General features: G+C 74.5%; 16 protein-coding genes and 1 pseudogene. 11 read left to right on the top strand and 6 right to left on the bottom strand.

All coding sequences use genetic code 11. The features are described from left to right. The 9 genes and pseudogenes from VR45_RS24370 to VR45_RS24330 all read left to right on the top strand — a co-directional run. Positions 1-284: pseudogene (locus VR45_RS24370) on the top strand (DNA polymerase III subunit gamma and tau); the annotation flags it as partial. A 58-nt stretch (positions 285-342) separates the two neighbouring features. Continuing rightward, complete coding sequence (locus VR45_RS24365; RefSeq protein WP_078879765.1) at positions 343-681, top strand: YbaB/EbfC family nucleoid-associated protein; 339 nt, start codon at positions 343-345, stop codon at positions 679-681. A gap of 270 nt (positions 682-951) precedes the next feature. Then, on the top strand, positions 952-1,551 hold the full coding sequence (recR, locus tag VR45_RS24360; protein WP_030392621.1) for a recombination mediator RecR: 600 nt from the start codon (positions 952-954) through the stop codon (positions 1,549-1,551). Beyond that, entirely contained in the window at positions 1,544-2,272 is a 729-nt protein-coding gene (locus tag VR45_RS24355; RefSeq protein ID WP_234326101.1) for a DUF5063 domain-containing protein, read from the top strand. Before recR ends, VR45_RS24355 begins: the two co-directional genes overlap by 8 nt. Positions 2,273-2,664: 392 nt before the next feature. Then, a complete protein-coding gene (locus VR45_RS24350) occupies positions 2,665-3,945 on the top strand; it encodes an aspartate kinase (RefSeq protein WP_045941964.1) in 1,281 nt (426 codons plus the stop codon). Further along, the gene (locus tag VR45_RS24345) at positions 3,942-5,054 is read left to right on the top strand and encodes an aspartate-semialdehyde dehydrogenase (RefSeq protein ID WP_045941963.1); all 1,113 of its coding nucleotides are present in this window, start codon (positions 3,942-3,944) and stop codon (positions 5,052-5,054) included. The genes VR45_RS24350 and VR45_RS24345 overlap by 4 nt, the downstream gene beginning before the upstream one ends. A 252-nt stretch (positions 5,055-5,306) precedes the next feature. Next, complete coding sequence (locus VR45_RS24340; RefSeq protein ID WP_045941962.1) at positions 5,307-5,852, top strand: SigE family RNA polymerase sigma factor; 546 nt, start codon at positions 5,307-5,309, stop codon at positions 5,850-5,852. Beyond that, the gene (locus tag VR45_RS24335) at positions 5,845-7,494 is read left to right on the top strand and encodes a hypothetical protein (protein WP_159394342.1); all 1,650 of its coding nucleotides are present in this window, start codon (positions 5,845-5,847) and stop codon (positions 7,492-7,494) included. Before VR45_RS24340 ends, VR45_RS24335 begins: the two co-directional genes overlap by 8 nt. A 201-nt stretch (positions 7,495-7,695) precedes the next feature. Next, positions 7,696-8,496 carry an SURF1 family protein gene (locus VR45_RS24330; RefSeq protein ID WP_045941960.1) on the top strand — a complete coding sequence of 267 codons (801 nt, stop codon included), beginning with the start codon at positions 7,696-7,698 and terminating at the stop codon, positions 8,494-8,496. A gap of 42 nt (positions 8,497-8,538) precedes the next feature. On the opposite strand, the gene VR45_RS47185 is transcribed toward VR45_RS24330, so the two are convergent. The 4 genes from VR45_RS47185 to VR45_RS24310 form a co-directional block, all read right to left on the bottom strand. Beyond that, a complete protein-coding gene (locus VR45_RS47185; RefSeq protein ID WP_159394341.1) occupies positions 8,539-9,054 on the bottom strand; it encodes a hypothetical protein in 516 nt (171 codons plus the stop codon). Positions 9,055-9,070: 16 nt separating this feature from the next. Continuing rightward, on the bottom strand, positions 9,071-10,960 hold the full coding sequence (locus tag VR45_RS24320) for a prolyl oligopeptidase family serine peptidase (protein ID WP_045941958.1): 1,890 nt from the start codon (positions 10,958-10,960) through the stop codon (positions 9,071-9,073). 167 nt (positions 10,961-11,127) lie between these two features. Next, on the bottom strand, positions 11,128-12,567 hold the full coding sequence (locus VR45_RS24315) for an MFS transporter (RefSeq protein ID WP_234326100.1): 1,440 nt from the start codon (positions 12,565-12,567) through the stop codon (positions 11,128-11,130). A gap of 175 nt (positions 12,568-12,742) precedes the next feature. Beyond that, on the bottom strand, positions 12,743-13,120 hold the full coding sequence (locus VR45_RS24310; RefSeq protein WP_045941957.1) for a nuclear transport factor 2 family protein: 378 nt from the start codon (positions 13,118-13,120) through the stop codon (positions 12,743-12,745). A 182-nt stretch (positions 13,121-13,302) separates the two neighbouring features. Between VR45_RS24310 and VR45_RS24305 the strand changes: the two genes are divergently transcribed. Further along, a complete protein-coding gene (locus tag VR45_RS24305; RefSeq protein ID WP_045941956.1) occupies positions 13,303-16,005 on the top strand; it encodes a helix-turn-helix transcriptional regulator in 2,703 nt (900 codons plus the stop codon). A 193-nt stretch (positions 16,006-16,198) separates the two neighbouring features. Further along, entirely contained in the window at positions 16,199-17,425 is a 1,227-nt protein-coding gene (locus tag VR45_RS24300) for a serine hydrolase domain-containing protein (RefSeq protein WP_045941955.1), read from the top strand. Between the two features lie 45 nt (positions 17,426-17,470). Here VR45_RS24300 and VR45_RS24295 read toward each other — a convergent pair whose 3' ends face one another. Next, on the bottom strand, positions 17,471-18,637 hold the full coding sequence (locus tag VR45_RS24295; RefSeq protein WP_045941954.1) for a transposase: 1,167 nt from the start codon (positions 18,635-18,637) through the stop codon (positions 17,471-17,473). 151 nt (positions 18,638-18,788) lie between these two features. Beyond that, positions 18,789-19,412 carry a TetR/AcrR family transcriptional regulator gene (locus tag VR45_RS47970; RefSeq protein ID WP_052709340.1) on the bottom strand — a complete coding sequence of 208 codons (624 nt, stop codon included), beginning with the start codon at positions 19,410-19,412 and terminating at the stop codon, positions 18,789-18,791. Positions 19,413-19,619 lie beyond the last annotated feature (207 nt).

Here is a 19,619-nt window from a genome sequence, read left to right as displayed (position 1 = left end):
CGCCCCAGATGGCGCCCGCCGCGCCGGCTCCCGCGGTCGCGCCCGCTCCGGCGCCCCGCCCGGCCGCCGCGCCGAACCCGGCGCCGGCCGCGCCGGTGCCGCCGCCCGTCCAGGCATCGCCGCCGCCGTCCCAGGCGTACCCGGCGCAGGGGGTGGCCCCGGAGGACGACGTGCCGGAGGAGGACGACCCCGATCTGAACGAGGACGTGTTCTCCGGCCAGGAGCTGATCATCCGCGAGCTGGGTGCCACGGTGCTGGAGGAGATCCGGCACGGTGGCAACTGAGCAGCACGTAGGCTCGTCGAGGACGTAGTAGGAGCGGACCGAACGCAAGGAGTGAGCCGTGTTTCCCGGTGGTGGCCAGCCCAACATGCAGGCGCTGCTCAAGCAGGCGCAGAAGATGCAGCAGGACCTCGCCCAGGCGCAGCAGGAGCTGGCCGAGGCCAAGGTGAGCGGTTCGGCGGGCGGCGGCCTGGTCGAGGCGACGGTGACCGGTTCCGGTGAGCTGGTGGCGCTGACCATCGCCCCGGCCGCCGTCGACCCGGAGGACACCGAGACGCTGGCCGACCTGGTCCTGGCGGCCGTGCGGGACGCCAACCAGGCCGCGCAGAAGATGCAGGCCGAGCGGATGGGCCCGCTGACCCAGGGCCTCGGCGGCGGGATCCCGGGCCTGCCGTTCTGACGGTGACGTTCCGACGGTGACGGTCCGAGCCGCCGGTGACGTTCCGACGGTGACCGCCCGACGGTGACGGCCCGGCCGTGACAGGGGGTACGGGCCGGGCCACCGGAGCGTACGGGTCGGACGCTCGGGTCCGGAGTTCGGACAACGGACCTGTGTGATTAATGCGGGAGTCGGGCGTCGGGCGATGCGCCCGGCGTCCGATTCGTTGGATGATGGCACCGGAGCACCCCGCGCGGGTGCCACCGGTCCAACCCGAGGGAAGGCGCGACGTTGTACGAGGGCGTGGTTCAGGACCTGATCGACGAACTGGGCAGGCTGCCCGGCGTCGGGCCCAAGAGCGCGCAGCGGATCGCCTTCCACGTCCTGCAGGCCGACCCGGTCGATGTCCGCCGGCTGGCGCACGCGCTGCTGGAGGTCAAGGACAAGGTCCGGTTCTGCGCCGTCTGCGGCAATGTCGCGGAGGCCGAGCAGTGCCGGGTCTGCCTGGACCCGCGCCGCGACCTCGCGGTCATCTGCGTGGTCGAGGAGCCCAAGGACGTCGTCGCCATCGAGCGCACCCGGGAGTTCCGCGGCCGCTACCACGTGCTGGGCGGCGCGATCAGCCCGATCGAGGGCGTCGGCCCGGACGATCTGCGGATCCGCGAGCTGCTGGCACGCCTCGCGGACGGCACCGTCACCGAGCTGATCCTGGCCACCGACCCCAATCTGGAGGGGGAGGCGACCGCCACCTACCTGGCCCGGCTCTGCAAGCCGATGGGCCTGAAGGTGACCCGCCTGGCGAGCGGCCTGCCCGTCGGCGGGGATCTGGAGTACGCGGACGAGGTCACACTCGGTCGCGCCTTCGAAGGGAGACGACTGCTCGATGTCTGACCGGACGATCAACCAGCAGCCCCACGCGCCCCATCAGGCCGGGCCGGAGGAGGAGCGGGACACCGCGCAGGTGCCGCGCCCTCCGCACACGCACGCCCACGGCTCGGAGCCGGACGACTTCGCGGTGCAGATCGCGGACTCGGTGGAGAGCTTCGTGCTCTCGGTGACCGAGGTCGCCAAGGGTGACGAGCCCGGCAGCGCCGTCTCCCTCCTCCTGCTGGAGGTCTCGCAGCTGCTGCTGGCCGGCGGCCGGCTGGGCGCCATCGAGGACGTCGTCCCCGAGGACCGGTTCGAGCCCGACGCCGGTCCGGAGCCGGACGGCGAGCAGCTGCGGGAGCGGCTGGCCGTGCTGCTCGCGCCGATCGACGTCTACCACGAGGTCTTCGACCCGTACGGGCCGCCGGAGAAGCCGAGCGCGTTCCGGATCTCGGACGACCTGGCCGGGGTGGTGAGCGAGCTGCAGCACGGGCTCACCCACTACCGCGAGGGCCGGGTCAGCGAGGCGCTCTGGTGGTGGCAGTTCTCGTACCTGTCCAACTGGGGCACCACCTGCACGGCCGTCCTGCGGGCGCTGCAGTCGCTGATCGCGCACGTCCGGCTGGACAGCCCGATCGGGGCGGCGCCGGACGGGGCGGACACCGACAACGACGGGCTCACCGACGAGCAGCTGGAGCAGCAGGCCGGTGACCTGATGGCGGCCGAGCTCGGCCTGGGTCACTAGGGCCCCCACCAGGACCACCAGGACCACCAGGACTACCAGGACCACCAGGGTCACCGGAGGCGGGCAAGGGCGCAGGAGCACAGGGACGCAGGCCGCCCGGGGCCCCGGCGGCGGGAGTGTGACGGAAACCTCACCCCCGGCCACCGGACGGAAAACCCCGGGGCGGCCGTCCCTTCGTCCGCCGATTCTTCGGAACGGCGGACGCCCGCCCGCAGACCTGCCGGTGGCGGCATCCGCACCCCCGCTCACCTGCCGAAACGTGTGTCTCATCATATGGAAAGCGGAGGTCGGGACACCCCCGCTCGGTAGACTGGCGCCGACCGCACAGCCCCCGCCACCCGGGGGTGCGGGGGCCGAGCGCCCCCGGAAACGACACAAGTCGAGGAGCGCACGTGGGCCTTGTCGTGCAGAAGTACGGCGGCTCATCCGTTGCGGATGCCGAGGGCATCAAGCGCGTGGCCCGTCGAATCGTTGACGCCAAGAAGGCCGGCCATGAGGTCGTCGTCGTGGTGTCCGCGATGGGCGACACGACGGACGAGCTCATCGAACTCGCGGAGCAGGTGTCACCTCTCCCCGCCGGCCGCGAGTTCGACATGCTGCTGACCGCTGGAGAGCGCATCTCCATGGCGTTGCTGGCCATGGCGATCAAATCCCTGGGCCACGAGGCGCAGTCGTTCACAGGAAGCCAGGCCGGCGTCATCACCGACTCCGTCCACAACAAGGCGCGCATCATCGATGTGACGCCGGGCCGCATCCGCACCGCCCTGGACGAGGGCAACATCGCGATCGTGGCCGGCTTCCAGGGCGTCTCGCAGTCGAGCAAGGACATCACCACGCTCGGCCGGGGCGGCTCGGACACCACCGCCGTCGCCCTCGCCGCCGCCCTCAAGGCCGAGGTCTGCGAGATCTACACCGACGTGGACGGCGTGTTCACCGCCGACCCGCGCGTGGTGAAGAAGGCCCGCAAGATCGACTGGATCGCCTACGAGGACATGCTGGAGCTGGCCTCGTCCGGTTCCAAGGTGCTGCTCGACCGCTGTGTGGAGTACGCGCGCCGCTACAACATCCCGATTCACGTACGCTCGTCGTTCTCGGGTCTTCCCGGGACGATCGTCAGCAACGACAACCCGCACCAGCCCGAAGGGGGCGAGATGGAGCAGGCCATCATCTCCGGAGTCGCCCATGACACGTCCGAGGCCAAGGTCACGGTCGTCGGCGTCCCCGACAAGCCGGGCGAGGCGGCGCGCATCTTCCGCGCCATCGCCGACGCCGAGGTCAACATCGACATGGTCGTGCAGAACGTCTCGGCGGCGTCGACCGGTCTGACCGACATCTCCTTCACCCTGCCGAAGTCCGAGGGCCAGAAGGCCATCGACGCGCTCGACCGGGTCCGGGAGGGCATCGGCTACGAGTCGCTCCGCTACGACGACGCGATCGGCAAGATCTCGCTGGTCGGCGCGGGCATGCGGTCCAACCCGGGCGTCACGGCGACCTTCTTCGAGGCGCTCTCCGCGGCCGGGGTCAACATCGAGCTGATCTCCACCTCGGAGATCCGGATCTCGGTGGTCACCCGCGCCGACGACGTCAACGCGGCCGTGCAGGCCGTCCACTCCGCCTTCGGGCTGGACAGTGAGACGGACGAGGCCGTGGTCTACGGGGGCACCGGGCGATGACCCGGCGGCCGAACCTCGCCGTCGTCGGCGCCACCGGCGCGGTCGGCGAGGTGCTCCTCGGCCTGCTCTCCCTCCGCCAGGACATCTGGGGCGAGATCCGTCTCGCCGCCTCCCCGCGCTCGGTCGGCCGCAAGGCGGTCGTGCGCGGGGAGTCCGTCGAGGTCCTCCCGCTCTCCGAGGAGCTCTTCGACGGGGTGGACGTCGCGCTGTTCGACGTCCCCGAGGAGATCGCCGCCCGCTGGGCGCCGATCGCGGCCGCCAAGGGCGTCGTGGTGGTCGACAACTCCGGCGCATTCCGGCTGGACGACGCCGTTCCGCTGGTGGTGCCCGAGGTCAACGCGGCCGCCGTCCGGATGCGCTCGCGCGGGATCGTGGCGAGCCCGGACTCCACCACGCTGACCATGATCGCGGTGATCGGTGCCCTGCACGCCGAGTACGCCCTGGAGTCGCTGGTGGTCGCCTCCTACCAGGCCGCCTCCGGGCTCGGCCGGGACGGTACGGACACCCTGCGCGCCCAGCTCGCCCAGGTGGCCGGCACCGAGGTCGGCGAACAGACCGGCGACCTGCGGGCGGTGATCGCCGACCACGGACCGTTCGCCGCCCCGCTCGCGCTCAACGCGGTGCCCTGGGCCGGTGTGCTGACCGACGGCGGCTGGTCGTCGGAGGAGCGCACGGTGCGCGACGAGTCCCGCAAGATCCTCGGCCTGCCCGGGCTCAAGGTCTCGGCGACCTGTGTGCGGATCCCGGTGGTGCGCACCCACGCGCTCGCCGTGCACGCGGTGTTCGAGCGCGAGGTCACCCAGGAGCACGCCCACGAGATCCTCCGCGACGCCCCCGGGGTGCTGCTGTACGACGACCCGGCGGCGGGCGAGTTCCCGACGCCGAACGACGCGGTGGGGACGGACCCGGTCTGGGTCGGCCGGCTGCGGCGCGCCCTGGACGACCCGAACGCGCTCGACCTCTTCCTCTGCGGCGACAACCTGCGCCGGGGTGCGGCACTGAACGCCCTTCAGATCGCCGAACTGGTGGCGGGCGAGATCGCCGACCGGGCCTCGGCGGCCGAAGCCGAGGGTGCCGGGACGGGCGCGGACGGTGTCGGAACGGGCTGAGTCCGCCCGTCCGCCCGGAGTCTGCGCGGTTTGTTCGCGGACTGCTTGACGAATCCTCGCCGAATTCCCTGGAGGGGCGTTCGGCCCATGCGCGAGAATATGCGCCGGGCCGGGCAACCATGACAGGGGATCGAGTGTCAAACGGGCGTGGCGAACGTGATGGTGGGGGCAGGAGCGGGCATCTCGGCGGCAGCCGCGGTGACGTTCCCGTCGCGTGTCCAGTGGCCTGCGGATAGGCCGGAAGAAAGCCAGATGACGGCAGTTGCACCCGGTGCCGCGGGTCCTGGCGCCGGTACCGCTGCCGGTACCAGCGAGGACCTGCTCACCGAGACCTATCAGGCGCACTACCGCTCCTTGCTGCGGCTGGCCGCGCTGCTCCTCGACGATCTGTCGAGCTGTGAGGACGTGGTCCAGGAGGCCTTCATCCGGGTGCACGCGGCCAGGCGGCGGGTGCGGGAACCGGAGAAGACCCTCGCCTATCTGAGGCAGACCGTGGTCAACCTGTCCCGGTCGACGCTGCGGCGCAGGATCCTCGGGCTGCGGCTGCTGCCGAAGCCGATGCCTGACATGGCCAGTGCAGAAGAAGGCGCCTACGATGCGCTGGAGCGGGACCAGTTGAAGGTCGCGCTACGGGGTCTGCAACGCCGTCAGCGGGAGGTGCTGGTGCTGCGCTACTTCGTGGACATGACGGAGGCGCAGGTCGCCGAGACCCTCGGCATCTCGCTCGGTTCGGTGAAGGCGTACGGCTCACGGGGGCTCGCCGCGCTGAGGGTCCAGATGGAGGCCGGGCATGGCTGAGGACGGTCGGATGGGTGACGGCGGTCGGACGGGTGACGGTGGCCCGAAGGAGGACGGCGGCCCGATGGACGACGGCGGCCGGGCGGGTGACGGCGGTCGGACAGGTGACGGCGGTCGGACGGGTGACGGCAACAGAGCCGGTCACGAGGAGCGGCTGGTCCGGGAGTTGATGCTGCGGGCGGTCGCCGAGGTCCAGCCCGATCCCGGTGGACTCCAGCGCATCCGCCGGGCGGTGCCCCGGCGGAGGGCCGCCCGGCGCGGGGCCTGGACCGGCGCCGCCGCCGTGGCCGTGGTCGCCTCCTTCCTCCTGCCGGCCCTGCACACCACGGACCACCTCGGCCTGTCCGGCGGCCCCGGATCGTCCGGCGTGGGGAGCGGCAGTGTCTCCCCGAGCGTCGCCGGCACCCTCCCCGGCGGAGGCACCGGCACCGCCCACCGGCCGCCGGTCTCCGACAGCGGGACCTCGACCGCTCCCGGCAGCCCGTCCGGCAGCGTCGGCAGCGAGCCGAGTGCCGGGGAGAGCAGCACCGGGCAGCTGCCCGGCACCTTCGGCCCGAGCCCCGCCACCACCGGCGGCGGGGCCGACACCCAGGTCCTGGCCCTGTGTACCCGGGCCGACCTCGGGCAGGGCACCGCGCAGCTCGGTGCCCCGGACGCGGACGGTCGGGTCTACGGCTCCTTCACGATGACCAATGTCTCCGGACGCAGCTGCCGGCTCGGCGGGCCCGGATCGGTCACGGTCACGGGCAGGACGGGAGCCACCGGCACCACCGGCACCACGGGCGCGGACGCCGGGAGGATCCGGATCGCCTTCCACACCGCCGGCGACCCGGCCACCGGTCTGCCCGCGCCCGGGCCCTCGGCCGGCCCCGCGACGGGGACCGACGCCGGGAGCAACGGCCTCGTCCTCGCACCGCGCGCCGTCTACCGGGTCGACATCGCGTGGATCCCGGATCCGGCGGGCTGTCCCGTCCCCGGTGGCACGACCTCACCGAGCGCCTCCGCCGGTTCCGGGGGAGCGAGTGCGACCGGCGGCGGTACGGCGGGCGGGGCGACCGGCGGTGGCGGGGCCACCAGCAGCGGCGCCACCGGGTCCGCGGCGGGTGACGGCGGCGTGACCGGCGGCCCGGGGACGGGCGGGGGCGGTGCGCTGCCGGGGGCCGGCGGTCCCGGCGGGGCGGGCGGCCCGAGCACCACGGGCTCGGGCCCCGGTTCCGGTGCTGGTACGAGTTCGGACGGTGGCACCGGCGCGGGTCCCGCCGGCATCGCGGCGACCGGCGCCCGGCCGGGCGGGCCGGGGACGTCGACAGGTGCTCCCGCCGGGGCGAGCGAGGTGAGCGGGGCGACCGGTGCGGCTCCGGCGGTCGGTCCCACCGGGTCGCCGAGCACAGCCCCGCAGCCGAGCGGCTCGACGACCAAGGGGAGCACCGGGACCCCGAGCCCGTCCGCGACCCCGGCGCCCGGGCCGAGCAGGGCCTCGTCGAGCGTCACCCTGGCGTACACGCCGGCCCCGGGTAATCCGGCCGCCGCCCGGGTCGTCCTGACCGATGCCTGCGCGGGCACGGTCTACCGCACCTCGCCGCGGGTCGTCGGGCCGGACGCCCAGGCCCCGACACCCGGCGCCTCGCCCTCGGTCGGGTGACGTCGGCGGGGGTGACGTCCGTCGGGTGCCGTCGGGTCGGATGACGTCCGTCGGGTGCCGTCTGGCGGGGTGACCGGCGCGAGCGCCCGGCCGGGCGGACCCCCGGCCGGAGCCGCGCGCGAGAAGTCGGCGGGGCCGACTTTCAGGTCCGAGGTGGGGCCTGGGGGCGGGCGGAGTGTGAGGAGTGGTTACCGTGGGGGTGTGTACCGGTTTCTCCTCACCCCGCGCTGGCTGAGCGGCACCGCGCTGGCCGTGGCGGCCGTGGCGGTGTGCGTCTGGCTCGGCTCCTGGCAGCTCGGCCGGTTCGAGGACCGCGTCTCCTCGCACCAGGAGATCAGCCGGGCCGTGAACGACGCCGGCGCGCCCCGGCCGCTCGGCGAACTGCTCGCCGCCGACCGGCCGCAGGTCACCACCGACACCGTCGGCCGTGCCGTGACGGTCACCGGCACCTTCGACCCGGAGCACCAGCTGCTGGTCCCCAACCGGGTGCTGGACGGCCGGCAGGGCTACTACGTCCTCACCCCGCTGCGCACCGCCGACGGCCGGACGGTCGCGGTCGTCCGCGGCTGGGCACCAGGGACACCGCCGGCCGGGGCGTCCGCGCCCGGGACTCCGGTGGACGCACCCACCGGCGAGGTGACCCTCGGCGGCCGGCTCCAGGCCGGCGAGACCAGCGGCAGCAGCGGCGCCGTGGCCGGCGGCCTCCCGGCGGGGCAGCTCGGCACCATCAACCGTGCCGCCCTCCTCAACAAGCTCGCCCTCGACGGCTGGTACGACGGCTGGGTGTCCGCCGACGTCGCGCCGGACGGGCTCACCCCGGTGCCGACCGTCCAGCCGCAGGGCGGTGACGGCCTCTCCCTGCGGGCGTTCCAGAACCTCGGCTACACGCTGGAGTGGTTCGTCTTCGGCGGTTTCGTGGTGTTCATGTGGTTCCGGCTGCTGCGCCGCGAGGCGGAGGCCGAGCAGGACCGGGCCCTCGGGCTGGACCCGGTCCTGGACTGACCGGTCGGCGGCGTCCCCGGTGCCGGGGACGCCGCCGTCGCGTCAGCGGGTCGGCTTCACCGGCGGCACGGCCGGCTTCGCCGGAACGGCCGGGGCCGCCGACTTGGACGGCAGTACCGGCGAGGCGGTCGGCGACGGCGAGGCGGTCGGCGGCGGATTGTCGCACCGGCGGCCGTTGTTGTTGCCGCTGCCGTTGGAGTCGTCGTCCGAGTCGTACCGGTCGGTGTGGTGACGCGTCGTGCGGCCGCTCTTCGAGCTCTTGGAGCTCTTCGACCCCTTCGAGCCCGACTTGGCGAGCAGCACCACACCGCCCTCCTCCCCGCCCCCGGCCACCGCCGTGCGGAAGGCGGCCTTCACCACCGTCGAGGTGGCCGTCGGCGGAGCGCCGGCGGACGGCGGGGACGACGAGGGCGAGGAGGACGGCGCGGCGGAGGACGGCGAGACGGACGGCGGACAGGCCGCGCTCCCGCCGCCGTCACCGTCGTCCTGCCCCGAGCAGCCGGTGAGCACCAGTGCCCCGGCCACCCCCGCCCCCAGGATCGTCAGCAGGCGTCTCACCCGTGTCCCCCGTTCGCTACTTCTCGGTGTCCGCCCGATTCTCGCCGACCGGCAGGCCGCCGAGGTGCCGGCGGACGAAGTCGATCTCCAACCGCAACTGCTTGATCCGCTCGTCCACGACCAGCGAGCCGTGCCCGGCGTCGTACCGGTACACCTCGTGCGGCTTGCCGAGCCGCTCCAGCCCCTCGACGTAGTTGTCGATCTGCTTGATCGGGCAGCGCGGGTCGTTGACCCCGGCGCTGATGTAGACCGGCACCGCGACCCGGTCGATGTACGTCAGCGGGGAGGAGGCGGTCCAGCGCTCGGGCACCTCCTCGGGCGTGCCGCCGAAGAGCGTGCGGTCGATCGCCTTCAGCGCCTCCATCTCGTCGTCGTACGCGGTCAGGTAGTCCGCGACGGGAACGGCGGCGACGCCGAGGCTCCACAGCTCGGGCTGCACGCCGAGCCCGAGCAGCGTGAGGTAGCCGCCCCAGGAGCCGCCGGCCAGCACCAGCCGGTCCGGGTCGGCCAGCCCGCTCTCCACCGCCCAGCCGCGCACGGCCGCGATGTCCTCCAGCTCGATCAGGCCGACCCGCTCGCGCAGCGCGTCCGTCCAGGCCTGGCCGTAGCCGGTCGAGCCGCGGTAGTTGACCCGGACCACCGCGAAGCCGTGGTCCAGCCAGGCGGCCGGCCCGGCGGCGAAGGAGTCGCTGTCGTGGTGGGTCGGGCCGCCGTGGATCTCGAACACGGTCGGGAACGGGCCCTCGCCCGCCCCGGCCGGCCGCTGGACCAGCGCGTGCACCCGGCCGCCCGGCCCGTCCACCCAGACGTCCTCGACCGGCACCGAGCCGGGCGGGACGGCACCGGGCGCGCGCAGCACGACCGTGCCGGCGGTGGAGCGGACGGCGGACGGGTCGGCGGCGGAGGACCAGAGGAACTCCACCGTGCCGTCGGGGCGGGGGGTGGCGCCGCCGACCGTGCCGCGCGGGGTGTCCAGCCGGGTGAGCACGCCGTCGTCCAGGGAGTAGGAGAACAGCTCGCTGCGCGCCTCGTACTCGTGCTCGATCAGCAGCGAGCGGGCGCCGGGGCGCCACTGGGCGGAGAGGTCGCCGGGGAGTTCGCGGCCCTGCTCGTCGCGGAGCGCCAGGGCGGTCTCCTTGCCGGTCGCGACGTCCCAGATCATCGGCTCCCAGCGACCGGTGCGCTGATGGGCGACCAGCAGCCGGGTGTCGCCGTCGACGGGCGCGAAGCCCAGGCAGGCGACCCCGCGCGGGTGCTCCTGGCCGGTGACCTCGTCCAGCTCGGCGACGGTGGGGACGGCGGCGGCGGCTTCGTCGCCGGAGAGGCGGACGACCCGGATCGCGCCGTGCATGGCGTCACCGTGCTCGGTGTGGTCGATGGCGAGCAGGGTGCCGTCGTGGCTCAGGTCGCCGACGCCGCCGTACTCGGCGTGCCGGTAGATCTCGACCGCTTCGGCCGCGCCCGGGCGGCGCAGGTGCAGGGTGGTGCCGTCCTCGTCGGTGGACCGGCCGACCACCACGGTGCCGTCCCGGCCCAGGGCGAGACCCGCATCGTAGGACGGGGCCAGACCGGGGACGGCCTCCTCGTCCGGACCGGTGGCGCCCTCGGGACGGCCGGCGAACGGCTGGCGGCGCCAGACGCCGTACTCGTCGCCGTCGCTGTCGTCGAACCACCAGATCCACTCGCCGTCGGGGGACAGCTCGGCATCGGTGGTGCCGTTCGGGCGGTCGGTGGCCCGCCGGTGGGTGTCGGTGGCGCGGTCCCAGGCGTAGACCTCGTAGGTGCCGCTGGAGTTGGACACGTACAGCGCCCGGTCGGGGGCGTCCTCTGCCCAGTCCGGCAGGGAGACCCGTGCCGCCCTGAACCGCTGCTCCCACGCCGGTACGGCGCTCTTCTCCTCGCTCATCCACCCACCCAACCAGATCGGGGCGAGGAAACGGAACGGGACGGGGAAACGGGGGTGGGGAGGGCCGGTGCGGCCCTCCCCACGTCCGTTCCTTCGCGCCTCGCGCTCCTGCGGGTCCTGCGGATTCTGCGGGTCGTTCCGATGGTTCCGGTCCTTCCCCGGTCCGCTCACCCCGTCCGGCGGGGCAGCAGCTGGACCAGGCCCGCCAGCAGCACCTCCAGGACCGCCAGCGCCCCCAGGCTGCGCCCGAAGGCGGTGGCCGGGTCGGCGGCGCCGTAGTAGAGGATGCCGATCAGCGCGACCCCGAGCGCCCCCGCGACCTGCTGGACGGTGGCCACCAGACCCGCGGCCGAGCCGGCCAGCCGGGGTTCGACGCCGGCCAGCACCAGCGACGTCACCGGGGCGATCACCAGCCCCATCCCGAGCCCGTCCACGAACAGGCCCGGTGCCAGCCACCAGACGCTGCCGGTGGTGCCCGCCAGGTGCACGGCCAGCCCGAGCAGACCCAGACCGGCGGCCATCAGCAGCCCGCCCAGCGCGATCGACTGTCGGCCGAGCCGGGCGGCCACCCGGTGCGCGGTGGTGGAGGTCAACAGGTAACCGAGGCCGATCGCGGTGAAGACCAGGCCCGCCCCGAGCGCGTCCAGACCGAGGCCCGGCTGCAGGTAGAGGGCGAGCACCAGGAAGAACGAGGCCTGGCCGAGCCAGAAGGCCAGCTGGGCGAGCAGACCGGTGGTGAACGCGCGGTCCCGGAACAGCCGGGTGTCGACCAGCGGCGAGCCGCCCGACCGCCCGCGCCGGTGCTGGTGGACGGTGAGGAGCACGAGCAGCGCCGCCGCGCCGCCCAGGCAGAGCCCGGTCCAGAGCGGCCAGCCGCTCTCGCGGCCCTGGATCAGTGGCAGCACCAGGCCGGTCAGGGCGAGGGTGACCAGCACGACGCCCACCGGGTCGAGACCCGGCCGGTGCGGGGCGCGCGACTCGGGCAGGCAGCGCCGCACCAGGGCCAGGGCGGCCAGGCCGACCGGCAGGTTGAGCAGGAAGCAGCTGCGCCAGTCCAGGCCGAACAGGTCGGCGCGGATCAGCACACCGCCGATCAGCTGGCCGAACACCGCTCCGAGCCCCATCGTCAGCCCGTACATCGCGAACGCCCGGGCCTGCGCCGCGCCGCTGTACGCGGTCCGCAGGATCGCCAGCACCTGTGGTCCCATCAGCGCGGCCGCCAGCCCCTGGGCGACCCGGGCGCCGACCAGGGTGCCCGCCGTCGGGGCCAGGCCGCAGGCGGCCGAGGCCAGGGTGAACAGGGCCAGACCGAGGCCGAACATCCGGCGGCGGCCGTACCGGTCGCCGAGCCGGCCGGCGGTGATCAGTCCGACGGCGAGGGCGAGGCCGAAGCCGGCGACCACCCATTGGACGGCGGCGGGGCCGGCTCTCAGGTCGGTCTGGAGGGAGGGGATGGCGACGTTGACGACGAAGACGTCGAGGGCGGTCATGAAGGTCGCGGTCAGCAGGATCGGCAGCAGGCCGCGCGGGGCGGGGGCGCCGGTGGTCGAGGTAGCGGTCGGGGCGGTGGCCCGGGTGGTGCGTCGGGCCGTCAGGGTGCTGGACAAGGTCTGCTCCGGTGGGTGCGTGGCGGGAGTGCGTGCGGCGGGACGGGGGCGAGCGTTCCGGGGCCGGGGTTGGGACCAGGGCCGGGCCCGGGGCCGGGGCGGGCGCAGGTGTCGCCCGCCCCGGAGGTACTGCCTGCAGTCGGAGGACACCGACGGCTCAGGGGCGGGGGACGACTCAGGCGCCGGGGACGCGGTCGAGGAAGCCGTACACCGAGGCGATCCGGCCCTCCGCGTCGGCGACCAGCACGTCGAAGCCGATGACCAGCGGCTCCTCCCCGGCCGGGCCGAGGTTCCACGTGAAACGGGCGATGTCGTGGTGGGCGTCGACCGGGCCGAGGGTGAACACCAGTCCGGGGAACTGCCCCTGCGCAGCGCCGATCAGCGCATCGACGCCCTCGCGCCCGGTGACGGCGGCCAGCGGGTCGGTGTAGCGGCCGTCCTCGGCCCACGCCTCGTCGATCAGCTTCCGGCGGGCGGCCGGGTCGGTCTCGTTCCACGCGGCGAGGTAGCGGGCGGCGAGCTGTCCGAGGTCGGTGGGCAGGTTGGCAGTCATGGTCTTCTCCCTTGTCCGGTGCGGTGGTTGGTGCGGTGGTCGGCGGGCCGTTTCCCGCTGGTCGAAAACTTACGGACGGCGGGCGGCGGGCGAATCAGTCACGGATAGGTAGGGGGTACCGAGCTGGGCGCCAGTAGGGTCGAACCCGCCGGACACGGGGGTCGGCGGGGGAGGAGACCGGGGTGCTGTACGGGCGGGAACAGGAGCGGGCCGCTGTCGACGCGCTGCTCGACGGGGCGCGCGGCGGTCGCAGTGGTGTCCTGCTGCTGCGCGGCGAGCCGGGGATCGGCAAGACGGCCGTGCTGGAGTACGCGGTGGCGGCGGCCGGCGACGGGTTCCGGGTGGTCCGGGCGACCGGCGTCGAGTACGAGGCCGAACTCCCCTTCGCCGGGCTGAGCCTGCTGCTGGCGTCCGGCCTGGACCGGCTGGACGCCCTGCCCGGGCCGCAACGGCGTTCGCTGGAGGGAGCGTTCGGGCTCGGCGAGGCGGCCGGCGGCGCCGACCGACTGCTCACCGGTCTGGCCACGCTCGGACTGCTCGCCGAACTCGCCTCCGAGCAACCGCTGTTGTGCGTGGTCGACGATGTGCAGTGGCTCGACCGTTCCTCGCTGGACGCCCTGCTGATCGCGGCGCGCCGGCTCCAGGCCGAGGGCGTCGCCCTGCTGCTCGCCGCCCGGGACACCGGGGCCGGGGTGGACGTCGGCGGGGCGGGCGGCGGTGCCGGGACGGACCTCGGACCACTGGCCGGCCTCCCCGAGCTGCGGCTCACCGGCCTGGCCGAACCCGACGCCGTCCGCCTGCTCGACGACCGTACGGGCGCGGCCCTCACCGGCCCGGCCCGCCGGCGGTTGCTCGCCGAAGCCGCCGGGAATCCGCTGGCACTCGTCGAACTCCCCGTGACCGAGGCGGACTTGGCGTCCGGCGGGCTCGCCCTCAGCAGTAGGCTCCGGATCGCCTTCCACGGCCAGGTCACCGGTCTGCCGCCCGCGACCCAGACCCTGCTGCTGGTCGCCGCGGCCGAGGAGAACGGCGAGCTGGACGTCGTCCTGGCCGCCGCCGCGGCGCTCGGGGCGGGCGCCGACGCGCTGGAGCCCGCCGAACGGGCCGGGCTGGTCACCGTCGGCGCCGACCGCCGGCTCGCCTTCCGGCACCCGCTGCTGCGCGCGGCCGTCCTCCAACGGGCCCCGCTCCAGCAGCGGTTGGCCGCCCATCGGGCGCTCGGCGAGGCGCTGGAGGAGGGCGACCGGCGGACCTGGCACCTCGCGCTCGCCGCCACCGCGCCCGACGCCGGACTCGCCGACGCGCTGGAGCGGACCGCCGCCCGGGCCGAGGCCCGGGGCGCCCACGGCGGCGCGGCCGCCGCGTACGAGCGCGCCGCCGGGCTCACCCCGGACCGCGACGGGGCCACCCGGCGCCTGGTGTTGGCCGCCGAAGCCGCCACCGAGGAAGGGAAGTTGGAGCTGGCCGAGGCGCTCGCCGACCGGGCCGGCGCGCGCACCGACAGCGTCTTCGCGCACGCGTTGCTGGACCAGGTCCGGGCCGTCGCGCACTTCTGGCGCGGCGCCTACCCGGCCGCGTACCGGTTGCTGCTGGACGCCGCCGCGACCGACATCGAGCCCGCGCACGCCGCCCGAATGCTGCTCCAGGCCTTCCACGCCGCCTGGTACGTCGGCGAGGAGCCGGTGGCCACCGTGCTCGACCGGCTGGCCGCCCTGCCGCTGGGCGCGGACGAACCGCTCGCCCCGCTGGCCTGGCACCTTCCGGCCGCCGTGCTGCCCGCGCTGGGGCGCCCCGCCGACCCCCTGCCCGACGTCCGCGCCACCGCGGCGGCGGCCCGGAAGGCCGGGGCGGAGAGCCCGGTCGACCTGGTGCAGCTGTGCGGCGCGACCCTCGTCCTCGGGCGGGACCACGAGACGCTGGAGCTGGCCGCCGAACTCACGGCCGAGGCCCGGGCCAAGGGGACGGTCGGGGTGCTGCCGACGCTGCAGTTCTTCCTCGCCGAGGCCGAACTGTTCCACGGCCGGCACCGCGACGCCGAGGTGACCGCGACCGAGGGCCTGGCGCTCGCCCGGGACACTGGCCAGGCCCAGTGGACCAGCCAACTCGCCTCGCTGCTGGCCTGTTTGGCGGCCTTCGCGGGGGCGGACGAGCGGTGCGCGGAGCTGGCCGCGGCGGCGCTGGTCCCCGGTTCGGCCGCGCCCGCCGCCGGGGAGCCGTGGGCGCACTGGGCGCTCGCCCTGCTGCACGCGCTCACCACCGGGCCGTACCGGCACCATGTCGGCGCCACCCGGGCGGTTCCAGACCTGGTCGAGGCGGCCGTCAGGCTGGGCGAACCGGAGCGGGCGGCCGAGCCGTACGAGCGCTTCGCCCGCTGGGCGGGCGCGGCCGGGACGCCCTGGGCGGAGGCCCTGCGGCTGCGCTGCCAGGCGCTGCTCGGACCGGACGAACTCGCCGAATCGGCCTACCGGGCGGCCCTCGACCTGCACGAGGGCGCCCACCGTCCGTTCGAACGCGCCCGCACCGCCCTGCTCTACGGCGAGTGGCTGCGGCGGGAGCGCCGCCGTACGGACGCCCGCCCGTATCTGGGCGCCGCCCTGGAGACCTTCGAGCGGCTCGGCGCCGAACCCTGGGCGGACCGCGCCCGCACCGAACTGACCGCCACCGGCACCGCCGCCCCGGCCCCGGCCGCCGCCGAGGGGGCGCTGACGATGCTCACCCCGCAGGAGTTGCAGATCGCCCGGCTGGCGGCCCGGGGGCTGACCAACCGGGACATCGCCGCGCAGCTCTTCCTCAGCCCGCGGACCGTCGGGCACCACCTCTACAAGGCCTATCCGAAGCTGGGGATCGCCTCGCGGACGGAACTGGCGGCGTTGTTCCGGGCCTGACCCCACTCCGATCCCATTGCAACGGCGCTACGGTCCGGCATTGCATTTCAACTTCGGATCCATTGCAACAAATGGCCATCAACTCAGTATTTACAGACTCTGCGCCTTCTTGCGCGTTGACGAACTCGTGAACGCAATGTAGCTTCTTGAGCGTTCAGAAGTTCACGAACATCACTGGGCGGGGAGGGTCAACATGACCAGCAGCAACGGTTTCACCGACGAGGGCCTGCGCAAGGTGCGCGAGGTGCTGACGCGGCACGTCGAGTCCGGACGGGTCCCGGGCGTCGTCGCCCTGATCGGCCGGGGCGACCGGACGCACGTCGAGGCCATCGGCACCATGCGCCACGACGGCGGCGCGCCGATGGGCCGGGACACGATCTTCCGGATGGCCTCGACCTCCAAGCCGGTCACCATGGCCGCCGCCGCGGTCCTGCTCGACGAGTGCCGGCTGCGGCTGGACGACCTCGTGCAGACCTGGCTGCCGGAGCTCGCCGACCGCCGCGTCCTCAAGCGGATCGACGGCCCGCTCGACGACACCGTGCCGGCCCGACGGCCGATCACCGTCCGGGACGTGCTGACCTCCACCTTCGGCCTCGGCATGGACATCACGGCGCTGGGCAGCCCGATCATGGGCGCGATCATCGAGAACGGCCTCACGCCCGACCTGCCGGAGCCGATGCCGGAGCCGGACGAGTGGCTGCGCCGCCTCGGCACGCTCCCGCTGATGCACCAGCCCGGTGAGCGCTGGCAGTACCACATCGCCAGCGACCTGGTCGGCGTGCTCGTCGCCCGGGTCACCGGCCAGTCGTTCGAGAGCTTCCTCCAGGAGCGGGTCTTCGGTCCGCTGGGGATGGCGGACACCGGCTTCCACGTGCCCGCAGAGAAGATCGACCGGCTGCCCGCCCTCTACGCCCCCGACCCGCAGAGCGGCGAGTTCCACGTCTGGGACGAGTCGGCGGACGGCCGCTGGAGCAAGCCCCCGGCGTTCCCCGGCGGTGGCGGCGGCCTGGTCTCCACCGTCGACGACTACCACGCCTACTTCCGGATGCTGCTCAACGGCGGCCTGCACGGCGGCGAGCGCATCCTCTCCCGCCCCGCGGTCGAGCTGATGACCACCAACCGCCTCACCCCGGAGCAGACCGCCCTGCGCGAGACCCTGGCCAAGGACAACGTGCACCTGTCGTACGGCCAGGGGCAGCACGGCGGCTGGGGCCTCGGCTCGGCGGTGCGGACCTATCGCGGCGACTACGCCCCCGTCGGCCAGTTCGGCTGGGACGGCGGCAGCGGCACCTCCACCTACGCCGACCCGGAGCACGGGCTCGTCGGCATCGTGCTCACCCAGGTCGGGATGACCGTCCCGAACTCGGCCCGGCTGATCCACGACTTCTGGACCACGGTCTACCAGGCCGTCGACGCCTGACCGGGCCGTGCGGCCGGGCGGCCGGGCGGCCGTGCGGCCAGGCGGCTAGGCGGAGTGCCGGAGGGTGCCCCCGACCCGGACGGCCAGGTCCCGGCCGAGCGCGTACGCGGCCGAGACCAGCGTCATGTGGTGGTGCCAGCCGGTGTACGAGCGGCCGGAGAAGTCCAGCAGGCCGAAGTCCGAACCGAGCCGGTCCACGGTGCTCCGGGTGGCCGAGGCGGCGTCCAGCAGCGCGAGCACGCCCGGGGCGTCCTCGGCCAGGTCGGTCAGCCAGTACCGCCGCGGCCCGCCGTCGCCGTCGCACCGCGCCCACAGCCGGTGCACCGGCGCCGCCGACGCCACCGAGGCCGGTGCGGTCGCCGGGCCCGGCGGCAGAACGGGGGTGCCGCGCAGCACCGTCACCGTGCCCGCCGCCGTCCGCGACCGCCACCGGGGGAACAGCGATTCGGCGGCCACGGCGCCCTGCTGCACCCGCCCGTGCCGACCCGTGGTGGCCTGGAGCACGGGCCGGACGGCCTGGCCGCCGCGGACCTCCAACAGGTACGGGACGGAGCGGCGGGCGAGCGCGGCGGCCAGCCGGATCGGGTCGTCCGCCGCGTCGAGGCCGGCGACCAGCGGTGCCACCGGGTGGTGGGCGGCGAGCCGGTCCACCATCCCGACCAGCAGGTCACCCACCGGGTGCGGGGCCACGTCGCCGGGGATCCGGGCCCGGGCGCGCCGCTGCGGGTCGTCCGTCCAGCTCGGGTCGAGCAGCAGCGACCAGTCCACCGGGACGGCGTCCCGATCGGTGGCGACGAAGAGGCCGCACGCCGCCTGGCATTTGACGGTCCGTCCGGTCGCCGGGTCGAACCGCCGGTGGACGCCCACCACTTGGTCGCCGCGCTTGGGGACGACCGCGAGCGCGGCGGTCCAGGCCCGTACCGGTCGGGGGCCCGCGGCGAGGTCGGCGAGCACCCGGCGGGCCGGACGCCAGTCCCAGGGGCTGCCGTTGATGAACTGCTGGAGCGAGAGCGAGACGGTGGCCGCCGCCGGCCCGGTGGCCAGGCTGGCGGCCATGTTGGCCAGGGACTTGCGGCCGGGCGCCGCGAGCAGTCCCTGCAGATAGGCCCGGGCCCAGCGACGCTGGTCGGTCCGGCCCAGGTGGGCGAAGACCTGCTCGGCGAACCGGGAGACGGCGGCTTCGCCGACCGGTGAGAGGGGTTGCGCGTCCATGTGATGAGCTCCCCGGGGTGGTGTGGTGCCGTGAGGTGCCGTCCTCGGGAGGATAGTGAACGATCGCTTTGTTCCGACTTCCCTCCGGGCCCCGGAACCGCTTTGGCGAATTCCGGTATCCCGGTGGCCGACGGTCGCGCCACGGACACGGTCAAATGTTCGGCGCGGAAGGCTGGTTGAGCTCCGTTGCCGTCGCGTGCCGCCAGAGCCTCCGGAGCCGCCGCCGGACCTCCTCCGGAGCGGCCGGGCCGGCGCCGCCCAGAGGGACGATCCCCCGCCGCAGCGCCGCCGAGCCGGCCACCAGGCACTGCGCCAGCGTCTCCAGATCGACCTCGTCCAGGACCGGCGCCGTGCCCGCGGGCCCGGCGGACCGTTCACGGGCCAGCCGGTCGCGCAGTTCGGGCCCCCAGGCCGCGTGCCAGTTGCCCGCCGAGTCCGGCTGCTCCCAACTGAGCCGAGCGGCTGCCCGCACGCTCGGCTCCTCGTCCAGCAGCCGGGCGAGCAGGTCGATCAATCCACCTACGCCCGGGTCGAGTCGGCGACCGCCACCGGACGCCTCCGGCACCGCGGCACCGGTGAGGGCGGCACCCTCCGAGCGGACGGCGTCCGCCAGCGCGGCCTTGGACGGGAAATGAAAGGTGAGCGCCCCCAGGGTGACCCCGGCGGTCCGACTGATCCGGGCCAGCGAGGTCCCCTCGTACCCGTGCAGGTCGAACTCCGTTGCCGCAGCCTGCAGAAGAGCGCGCCGGGTCTGCCGAGCACGCTCCTGCCTCACCACGCGCCACCGGGACGACGGGAAGTACGGGGCCGCGCCGCCGCGACGACCGGGGAATGCAAGTGGCCCAACCACATGGTGGAGACGCCCCCTTCGGGCGATCGGGACGTGCCGGTGCGTACCGGAACGATGACACTCCGACGCTACGCCGACCCACCCCCCACGCGCCCGCCAACCGAAGGATTCCCGCCCCCACCCCCACCAGAC

This window comes from Streptomyces sp. NRRL S-495 (assembly GCF_000966955.1).
In the GTDB taxonomy this organism is placed as follows: Bacteria; Actinomycetota; Actinomycetes; order Streptomycetales; family Streptomycetaceae; genus Kitasatospora; species Kitasatospora purpeofusca.
The sequence above is the reverse complement of the archived record's forward strand: the minus strand, read 5'-3'. Positions and strand labels throughout refer to the sequence as shown.